The following is a 9,020-nucleotide window of genomic DNA, read 5'->3' on the forward strand; positions in this document are numbered from 1 at the left end:
GAGCGGTACGTGCGGCGGGGCCGGGCCCCGCGGCGGTCAGGCGCGGTCGACGTGCACGCTGGTCGACTTGACCCGGGCGGTGGCGCGCATGCCGACCTTCAGCCCGAGCTCCTCCACGGCCTCGCGGGTCAGCAGGGACACCAGCCGGTGCGGGCCCGCCTGGATCTCCACCTGCGCCGCCACGTCGCCGAGGGTGACGGCGGTGACGATCCCGGGAAAGGCGTTGCGGACCGACGTGTGCGGCTCCCCGTCCTCGGTGTGCGCCCCCTGGGCGACCTCCACCGAGAACGCGGCCAGGTCACGGCCGTCGATCAGGCGCCGGCCGCCCTCGTCGCGATGGGTCACGACCCGGCCGGCGTCGGCCCAGCGGCGCGCGGTGTCGGGACTGACGCCGAGCAGGCGCGCCGCCTGACCGATGGTGTAGGACTGCATGCGCGACAAGGTAGGCCCAGCAGAGCGGCATTTGCAATTCCGTCTGCTTGTTACACATGGCAGATGCCAACCTCTTGTTTAATCCCACGAAGATCGGGACCATCCCCGATAAAGTCGCCGCATGTCCGCACAGAGCCCTTCCACGCCCGAACCGGGCGGCACCGCGCGCGTCGACGCCTGGATCTGGTCCGTACGGCTCACCAAGACCCGCTCCGCCGCGGCCACCGCCTGCCGGGCGGGCCACGTCAGGGTCAACGGGGAGCGCGCCAAGCCCGCCCAGTCGGTCAAGAGCGGTGACGAGGTCCGCCTCTTCCACGACGGCCGCGAACGCATCGTGATCGTGCAGCGGGTGCTGAGCAAGCGGGTCGGCGCCCCCGTCGCCGCCGAATGCCTCATCGACAAGAGCCCGCCCCCGCCGACCCGCACGGAGCAGGCCGCCACCGGCCTCCGCGACCGGGGCACCGGCCGCCCGACGAAGCGGGAGCGGCGCGACCTGGAGGAGTGGCGGGGCCGGGGGAAGGCGTGACGGGGTTCGCGTAGCCCTGCCGTGGTCGAGGCGCGGGGGTCCGTGAGCGGTCCCCGCGCCTCAAAGGGTCAGATCTTGCGGTAGGCGTACGCCTCGGCGGCCGAGGCGGCCACCGCCTCGATCCCCGCCCCCGCCGACGCGGTGACGACCGCCGACACCGCCCCCTCGACGAACGGCGCGTCCAGCAGCAGCGTCCCCTCCGGCAGCTCGTCGCCCTCGGCCAGCAGCGCCTTCACCGTCAGTACGGAGCTGCCCAGGTCGGCCAGGAGTGCCACGCCGGCCCCCCGGTCCACCGACCGGGCCGCCGCGACGATCAGCTCGGCGCTGGTGCCCAGCCCGCCGTCCAGGGTCCCGCCCGCGGTGGCCAGCGGTACCGGCGGACCGCCCGCGGCCAGCCCGCGGGCCAGCTCCGCGACCGACTCCGCCACCTGCGCGCTGTGCGACACCAGCACGATCCCGACCTGCGGGTGCGTGGTCATGCGACACCTCCCGAGGCCTCGTCGGCCGCCTCGGCCAGCGCGCCGAGCAGCAGGGCGGCGGAGGTGGCACCCGGATCCTGGTGCCCGACGCTCCGCTCGCCCAGATAGCTCGCCCGGCCCTTGCGCGCCCGCATCGGCACGGTCGCCAGCGCGCCGTGCTCCGCCGCGTCGGCGGCCGCCCGGTACGAGGTGCTGAGCCCGGCCACCCCGGGCACCAGCGCGTCCAGCATCGTCTTGTCGCCCGGCGCCGCCCCGCCCAGCTGCGCCACCGCGCCCACCCCCGCGTACAGGGCCGCGCGCAGTTGCTCGTCGGTCACCTCGGCGGCCTCCCCGAGCTGTTTGCCGGTGCGCCGCAGCAGCGTCCCGTACAGCGGTCCCGACGCGCCGCCCACCGTGTCGATCAGGGTGCGACCGGCCCGCTGCAGCACCGCTCCCGGCGTCCCCGGCGGTTCCTCCGTCAGCTCCGCGCGCACGGCCGTGAAGCCGCGCAGCAGGTTGCTGCCGTGGTCGGCGTCCCCGATGGGGGAGTCGAGCTCGGTCAGCCGGGCGGCCTCCCGGGCCACCGCCGCCCCCGTCGCCGCCATCCAGCGGCGGAAGAACTCCGCGTCACGCACCCGGTCCTCCTCGTCCGTCCCCGTACCCGCACCAGACTAAGTACGGCACCCGCTCACCGCCCCCAGCGCAGCGCCGGGGTCTGCACCGGCGCGTCCCACAGCGCCAGCAGCTCCTCGTCCACGGAGCACAGGGTCACCGAAACCCCGGCCATGTCCAGCGAGGTGACGTAGTTCCCCACCAGCGTCCGGGCCGCCACCACCCCGCGCTCGGCCAGCACCCGCTGCACCTCAGCGTTGAACCCGTACAGCTCCAGGAGCGGGGTGGCACCCATGCCGTTGACCAGGACCAGCACCGGTCCGCGCGGCTGGAGGTCCTCCAGCACGGTGTCCACCGTGTAGTCGGCGATTTCGCGGGAGGTCATCATGCCGCGCCGCTCCCGGCCCGGCTCGCCGTGGATCCCGATCCCCAACTCCAGTTCACCCGGCGGCAGGTCGAAGGTGGGGCTGCCCTTCGCCGGGGTCGTGCAGGCGCTCAGCGCCACCCCGAAGCTGCGCGAGCAGTCGTTGACCCGCCGGGCCACCGCCGCCACGTGCTCCAGGGGCGCCCCCGACTCGGCTGCCGCACCCGCCAGCTTCTCCACGAAGAGCGTGGCCCCGGTCCCGCGCCGGCCCGCCGTGTAGAGGCTGTCCCGGACCGCCACGTCGTCGTTGACCAGGACCCGCTCGACCCGGATCCCCTCCTCGTCGGCCAGCTCGGCCGCCATCTCGAAGTTCAGCACGTCGCCCGTGTAGTTCTTGACGACGAACAGCACCCCCGCCCCGCTGTCCACGGCCGCCGCCGCCCGCACCATCTGATCGGGCACCGGCGAGGTGAACACCTCCCCGGGGCAGGCCGCCGACAGCATCCCCGGCCCCACGAACCCGGCGTGCAGCGGCTCGTGCCCGGACCCGCCGCCGGACACCAGCCCGACCTTCCCCGCCACCGGCGCGTCCCGCCGCACCACCAGCCGCCGGGCCACGTCGACCTTCAACTCCGGATGCGCCGCCGCCACCCCCCGCAGCGCATCGGCGACGACCGTCTCGGGCACGTTGATCAACATCCTCATGCGCATCTCCCGGTGGGGCTGACAGCGGGCGTACCGGCCATCGTGCCAGGGCGCGGGCCGTCGCGAACCCCGCTCGGGCCGGACGCGCCTGCGGCCCCTGCGCGTGCAGGGGCCGCAGGCGCGTCCGGAGGAGGGGCGGTGTCAGGGCGCCAGGTACAGCGACACGTTCAGCGGAGCCGCGAAGGGGTTGGCATCGATGCGGCCGTTGGACTTCCAGATCTTGAGCTGGTTCTTCTTGTTGTCGACGGCCATGAGGTCGGCGGTCCGGTTGCCGTCCACGTCGCCGAGGGTGGTGTGGGTGAAGTCCGCCCATCCGGTGAGCTGGTGGGGCTTCTCGAAGGGGTTGCCGGGCACGTCGCCCTTCGACTTCCACAGCCGCAGGCCGGTCTTGCCGGTCTTGGGGTCGGTCCTGGCCGCGATGAGGTGGGCCAGCCCCTTGCCGTCCAGGTCGCCGAGGCTGCTCTGCTCGAACCCGGCCCACTTGGTGAGGTTGCGCGGCCGGGCGAAGGGGTTGCCGGACCCCTCCTTGGTGCCCTTCCAGAGCTTGAGCGTGTGGTCCTTGGCGTCCAGTGCCACCAGGTCGGTGACGCCGTCGCCGTCCACGTCGCCGGCCGTGGTCTGCTCCTTGCCCGCCCAGCCGGTCAGCTTCTTCCGCTCGGCGAAGGCGCCGTCGCCCTTGCCGCGCCACAGGTGGAGGGTGCCGGAGGGGTCGGTGGCGACCAGGTCGGCCGCCCCGTCGCCGTCGAAGTCGCCGGCGGTGGTCTGGGTGTAGTCCCAGTCGTCGAAGACCTTGGTGCCGGGCTCGAAGGTGCCGTCGCCGCGGCCCTTGAAGAGGTGGAGCCCGGGGGCCTCCTCGGTCTTGGCGATCACGTCGGCCTTGCCGTCACCGGTGAAGTCGGCCAGCACGATCTCGGAGAGGCCCTTGGCCGGCAGCGGAGCCAGGGCGGTGAACGACCGCTGCACGGTGGGGGAGGCGACCCCGTGCTGGCTCTGGTCGACCGACACGGTCAGCCGGCCGGGTGCCAGGTCCTCCTGCGGGGTCGCGGTCCAGGTGCCGTCCTCGCCCACCGTGCCGCGCGCCAGCACCCGGTCGCCGTCCCTGACGGTGATCGTGGCGCCCGGCAGGCCCTTACCGGTGAAGTCGGGGCGCAGGGTGCCGGTGACGCTGTCCTGGCGGGGGGAGGTCACCTCGGGGGCCGCGAGGTTCCGGACGAGCAGGACGGATTCCTGCGACACCGCTGCAACCGTCACGCCCGAGTTCAGGGGCGGTGGTATTTCCTGACAATCGCCCGCGTAGCTGACCGAGCCGTTCTCGTGGACCATGACGGCCGCCACAGTGCCTGCGGAGATGGAGCGCACACCTGAGCCGGCCGGGGCCAGAACCTTCTCCTTGCCGAAGGATCCACCCCACGCGATCACGCTTCCGTCTTTCTTGAGTGCCAGGGAGAACAACACGCCGGCGGCAACGGCCACCACGCCCGTCTGCGCCGCGGGCGGTACCTGCGCTGCCCCGGTTGAGTTTTCGCCCCAAGCGACGACACTCCCGTCCGTCTTCACCGCGAGCGCGTGCACGGAGGCGGCCGAGATGGCGGTGACGCCCGTCTTCGCCGCGGGCGGCATCTCGCCGGGCAAGTTGCCCCAGGCGATGACGCCGCCGTCCTTCAGAGCGAGAGCGAAGGTGTCCCCCGCGGCGATCGCGTCGACGCCGGAAGTCGCTGCCTCGGGAACCGGCCGCTGCTCGGGGTCGAGGTAGCCCCATACGATCGTGCGGCCGTCGCTTTTCAACGCCATGGAAAATGTCTCGCCGGCCGCTACGGCGACCGCGCCGGTGGCCGCCTCGGCCGGTACGGTTGCCTGACCGCTGCCGTTGTCACCCCATGCGATGACCCGGCCGTCCTCCTTGAGCGCCAGCGCGTGCTGCTGCGCGGAGGCAAGTGTGTTCACGGAGACGGACTTCACGCCGCTCCTCGCCTCCGGCGGCACCTCATCGACGGAGTCGTTGAAGAAGTTCCACGAGGTCACCCCGCCCCCATGCCCGGTCTGCGCCGTGCCGGCGGTCGCGGCCGCCCTTCGGGCTCCGTCGGCCGCCGCGACGGCGGGCTGAACGGCGGCGCAGGTGAGGGCGGCGACCAGCAGAGCGCCGATGGCTGCCTGTGAGCCCGCGCACCGGCCCCGGCGTCGTCCGGCCGCCGCCGTGCGTGCCGCCCACTCGGTTCCGTTACTCATGTCCACACCTTCCGGGTGTTTCGATCTTGGATGTCCCCAGGTTCGCCGGGGCCCGGTCCGCGGACCGGGCGCAGAGGTTGATGTCCGGGGCCAAAGGTTGACCGGCGCCGGGGCCGCCGTCACCGGCGCCTCACGACGGGGGCTGAACCGCCATGGCATCTGCCAGCCGCACCAGTTGCTCGGCCGTCTGCCGAAGCGCCCGGGTCGTGTCCTGGTCCGGGACCGGCTGCGGCGGTGCGGGTGCGGTGCGCCGTCGCAGCAGGCCGTACCGGCGTCCGGTCCGGGTGCCCCCGGCCGGTGAGCCCTCTGCCGCGCCGCGCCCCTCGACGGGGGGCACGCCCTCGGCGACCGGCTCCGTGACCTCGCAGGAAAGCCCGTTGTCCGCGGTGTAGTACAGGCGGGCCCGTACCGCGCCGCGCGGGGTGTCCGTCAGGTCCAGCGGCGGGTAGCGGTAGACGGCAGACCGGTCGGCGCAGTCGCCGGTGAGGCCCGCGACCCGGGCGGTGGTGAAACCCTCCCCGGTCACGTAGAGGTCCCAGTCCCCGTGGGCCGCACCACCCTGCTGGGCCAACTCCCGCAGCGACAGGGCGAAGCGCAGGCCCGGGCCGTCCGCGGAGCGCACCGGCAGGGCGACGGCGGGACCGCCGTCACGCCGGGGCCGTGCGAGCACGGTGACCCGGTCCGGGTCCCGGGGCGGCCACAGTCCCACCGTGATCACCGCGCCCTCCTCGGTGAGTTCGACGGCGGCGACCTCGGCGTGCGTGGCACGGACCCAGACGCGCAGGTCCAGTGTGCCGTCGGGGCCGGAGTGCGGCACCACGGAGACGAAGGCGGGTCCCGGCGGACCGCAGTCAGGCCGCGCGGCGGCGAGCAGGCCGCGGTCGTCGCACAGCCGCGTGTGCAGGCGGCGCCGGGCCCGGCCGTCCGCCGACTGCACGTACACCTCCCACCGCCCTTCCGCGAGGGGCAGCGACGACGGCCGGATCGTGGCGACGAAGTCTCCGGCGGGGGAGCCCGGTTCCGGCTCGAAGGGGAAGGTGACGGCGGGATCCGCGGCGCGCTCCCCGCGGCTGACGCACAGCAGCTGCAGGTCCGCGGGCTCGGTGCCGGGCGCGGACACCCGTACGGTGACGTCCCCGTCGGGGGCGACGCACCAGTCGGACCACTCCGGCAGGGCCCGGTCCGCGTGCAGCTGGTGCAGGAGCAGTTCGTACCGCCCGGCGATGACGGCCGGGGCGAACCGCTCCGGGATGTGTCGGGCCGCTGCGCCCATCCGGCGGCGCAGGGCGTCGTCCTGGATGAGCGTCAGGAGTGCGTCGCCGAGCGCGTCGGGGGCGTCCCGGGGTGTGAGCAGGCCGTCGGTTCCGTGCTCGATGAGGGAGGCGGGGCCGTCGGTCGCCGTGCTCACGGTCGGGACCCCGGCCCGGGCGGCCTCGACGACGACCAGGGAGAAGGACTCGGCGTGGGAGGACGAGACGGCCAGGGCCGCCTTGGCCCATTCCGCCTCCATGCGGGTTGATGCACCCATCAGGAAGACGTGGTCCGCCAGTGCGTGGGCGTCGACGGCCTCGCGGATGCGGTCGCGTTCGGGGCCGACGCCGTAGATCCGCAGCCGCCAGTCCGGCCGTTCCTCGACCACGCGCGCGAAGGCGGCCACCAGCTGCGGGAAGCGTTTGACCGGGGCGAGCCGGCCTGCGGTCACGACCGTGCGTGAGGAGAGGTCGGACGGGGCGAGCAGGGGATCCGGCACGCAGTTGCCGATGGTTTCGACGCGGGTCCCGGCCCGCCCGTACCACTGCCGGGCCCGCCGCTCGTCCCGCGGGTTGACGGTCACCACGGCGTCGAGCTCGCGGTACGCACCGGCCAGGCGCCTGCCGAGGGGCGAGTCGGGGGCGGCCAGCGCCTGGTGTTCCTGGGCCACCCGGACGTACCTGCGGGATCCCATGGCGGCCAGGCAGACGGCGAGTCCGGGGTTGGTGGCGATGACGACGTCGGCGTCGGTCCGGGCGAGGTGGGCGGCGAGCCGGGTCTCGGTCAGCCGGGAGATCTGCGGGAACCGGACGCTGTCGCCCTCCGGGTAGACGGCGGGGGCCTCGCGGTGACGCGGGTCCGCGAGGTCGTACCCGGCCGAATCCTCCCTGGTGTCCACCAGGTCGATGATCCGGACGCGCGGGTCCGGGGCCAGCGCCGGCCGGTCCCGGTCCCGGCGGGTGGAGACGATCGTGACCTCGTGCCCGGCGGCCAGGGCCGCGGCCAGGCTGAGGGTGCTCTGGATGACGCCGCCGATCCCGTGGCGGTTGTGCAGCAGGAAGGAGATCTTCATGAGCGTGTTCCTTGCGGGAGTGGTGTCCGGCCGGTGTCCTCGTGCCGGCCCGTCGTGGCCCGGAGGGACGGGTGCCGTGGTGCGGCGAGCTGCGTCAGCCGGGCCACCGCGGCGGCGAAGCGGACCGCGGACGGGGGCTGGGCGGGTCCCAGGAGGTGGGCACGGAGTTCGCCGCGGGCGCCGGCGAGGGCGTCGAGCGCCGGGAAGCGCACCACGTCCACCACGCCGGCCAGCCCGCGGGCGTCGGGCGCCAGCACGTATCCCGCGCGGGCCGCGGTGTTGCGGGCGCGGAACTCCGCCGTGCCCAGCCCGGCCGTGTCGGTGATCGCGTAGGGCTTGAGGGTGGCGACGAAGTCGGACACCACACTGGAGATGTCGCTGACGAGCAGGTCGGTCTGCTCGAAGCAGCCGTAGAGGGAGACGTCGCCGGGTTCCACGACCACGTGTTCCGTGGGCGGGTGCGCGGCCCAGAAGAGCCGTTCGCACTCCGCGTCGAGTTCCTCGAGCCGGGCCAGCGCGTCGTGGTCGGGCCGGGCCCTGACCAGCGAGCGCTCCGCCTCGTCGAGGAACGGCAGCCGGATGCGGGCGGCAGCCTCGGTGCGTGCGGCGCGGGCCTCCTCCAGGCGGCGGCGCCGGGCACGCTGCTGCCGGCCGGCCCGTCGGCCGTCCTGCGGTGCCGCAGCCTGCCCCGGTCTTCCGTTGGCCGTGTGCAGGGCGTGGATGATCCGCTGGTGGGCGGTGCGGGTGCGGGGACACCGGATCCCGGTGAACGGGTGGGGCCGGTAGATGATGCGGACCCGTGGGCTCAGTGCCAGGAGTTCGCGGACGATGTTCTCGCCCGCGTCCGTGAGCGAGGTGTTGCCCGGCTCGTCGGTCCAGCCCTCCCACGTGGGGGCGTACAGCACCGTCAGGGTCCGTCGGGCGCCCGGCTGCGGGGGCTCGGCGGCCCAGACGGGGTCGAGCTGGGGCCGTCCCACGTCGACGATGGCTTCGGGGGCGACACCGACACCGGCGGTGGCGTAGCGTTCCCGCCCGGCGGGTCCGCCGACCCACACCTCGTCGTACACCTTGCTGAACGGGTTGACGCTGGCGGCCTTGTCGCTGTCGCCGTGGCCGATGAAGACGTGCTTGATGCCGGGTTCGCGCAGGAGATGGATGTTCTTGCCGACGTTCGCCGGGTAGAGGGCGACGCGTACGGGAGACAGGTCCAGGCCCATCAGGTCCACGGCCGCCGGCACGCACAGCACGGGCAGCGCCGTGGGCTTCAGGCGCGCCAGCAGGTGCCGTTCGCGCAGCAGGACCAGGGGGCGCGCGTCCGGGAGTGCCGCAAGAGGCTCGAGCCACATGTCGAGCTGGTAGGCGGAGTCGCGTGAG

7 protein-coding genes and 1 pseudogene are annotated in these 9,020 nt (G+C 74.0%); 1 reads left to right on the plus strand and 7 read right to left on the minus strand.

Annotated elements, in window-relative coordinates; translation table 11 throughout:
* Positions 1–36: 36 nt before the first annotated feature.
* Entirely contained in the window at positions 37–432 is a 396-nt protein-coding gene (locus AB0O40_RS28850) for a helix-turn-helix transcriptional regulator (protein ID WP_365047818.1), read from the minus strand.
* A 121-nt stretch (positions 433–553) separates the two neighbouring features.
* Here AB0O40_RS28850 and AB0O40_RS28855 point away from each other — a divergent pair, with 121 nt between their 5' ends.
* Entirely contained in the window at positions 554–958 is a 405-nt protein-coding gene (locus AB0O40_RS28855; RefSeq protein ID WP_365047819.1) for an RNA-binding S4 domain-containing protein, read from the plus strand.
* A gap of 68 nt (positions 959–1,026) precedes the next feature.
* Here AB0O40_RS28855 and AB0O40_RS28860 read toward each other — a convergent pair whose 3' ends face one another.
* The 6 genes and pseudogenes from AB0O40_RS28860 to AB0O40_RS28885 form a co-directional block, all read right to left on the minus strand.
* Entirely contained in the window at positions 1,027–1,437 is a 411-nt protein-coding gene (locus tag AB0O40_RS28860) for a PTS fructose transporter subunit IIA (protein ID WP_365047821.1), read from the minus strand.
* Positions 1,434–2,051, minus strand: a complete 618-nt coding sequence (gene dhaL, locus AB0O40_RS28865) for a dihydroxyacetone kinase subunit DhaL (RefSeq protein ID WP_365047823.1) — start codon at positions 2,049–2,051, stop codon at positions 1,434–1,436. The genes AB0O40_RS28860 and dhaL overlap by 4 nt, the downstream gene beginning before the upstream one ends.
* Positions 2,052–2,104: 53 nt before the next feature.
* A complete protein-coding gene (dhaK, locus tag AB0O40_RS28870) occupies positions 2,105–3,097 on the minus strand; it encodes a dihydroxyacetone kinase subunit DhaK (RefSeq protein WP_365047824.1) in 993 nt (330 codons plus the stop codon).
* Between the two features lie 141 nt (positions 3,098–3,238).
* The gene (locus AB0O40_RS28875; RefSeq protein WP_365047826.1) at positions 3,239–5,323 is read right to left on the minus strand and encodes an FG-GAP-like repeat-containing protein; all 2,085 of its coding nucleotides are present in this window, start codon (positions 5,321–5,323) and stop codon (positions 3,239–3,241) included.
* 130 nt (positions 5,324–5,453) lie between these two features.
* Positions 5,454–7,646 carry a glycosyltransferase gene (locus AB0O40_RS28880; RefSeq protein ID WP_365047828.1) on the minus strand — a complete coding sequence of 731 codons (2,193 nt, stop codon included), beginning with the start codon at positions 7,644–7,646 and terminating at the stop codon, positions 5,454–5,456.
* Positions 7,643–9,020 (minus strand): annotated as a pseudogene (locus tag AB0O40_RS28885) (hypothetical protein); the annotation flags it as partial. The gene AB0O40_RS28880 and the pseudogene AB0O40_RS28885, both read right to left, overlap by 4 nt.

Origin of the sequence: Streptomyces sp. NPDC089919 (assembly GCF_040684615.1) — a bacterium.
Lineage (GTDB): Bacteria > Actinomycetota > Actinomycetes > Streptomycetales > Streptomycetaceae > Streptomyces.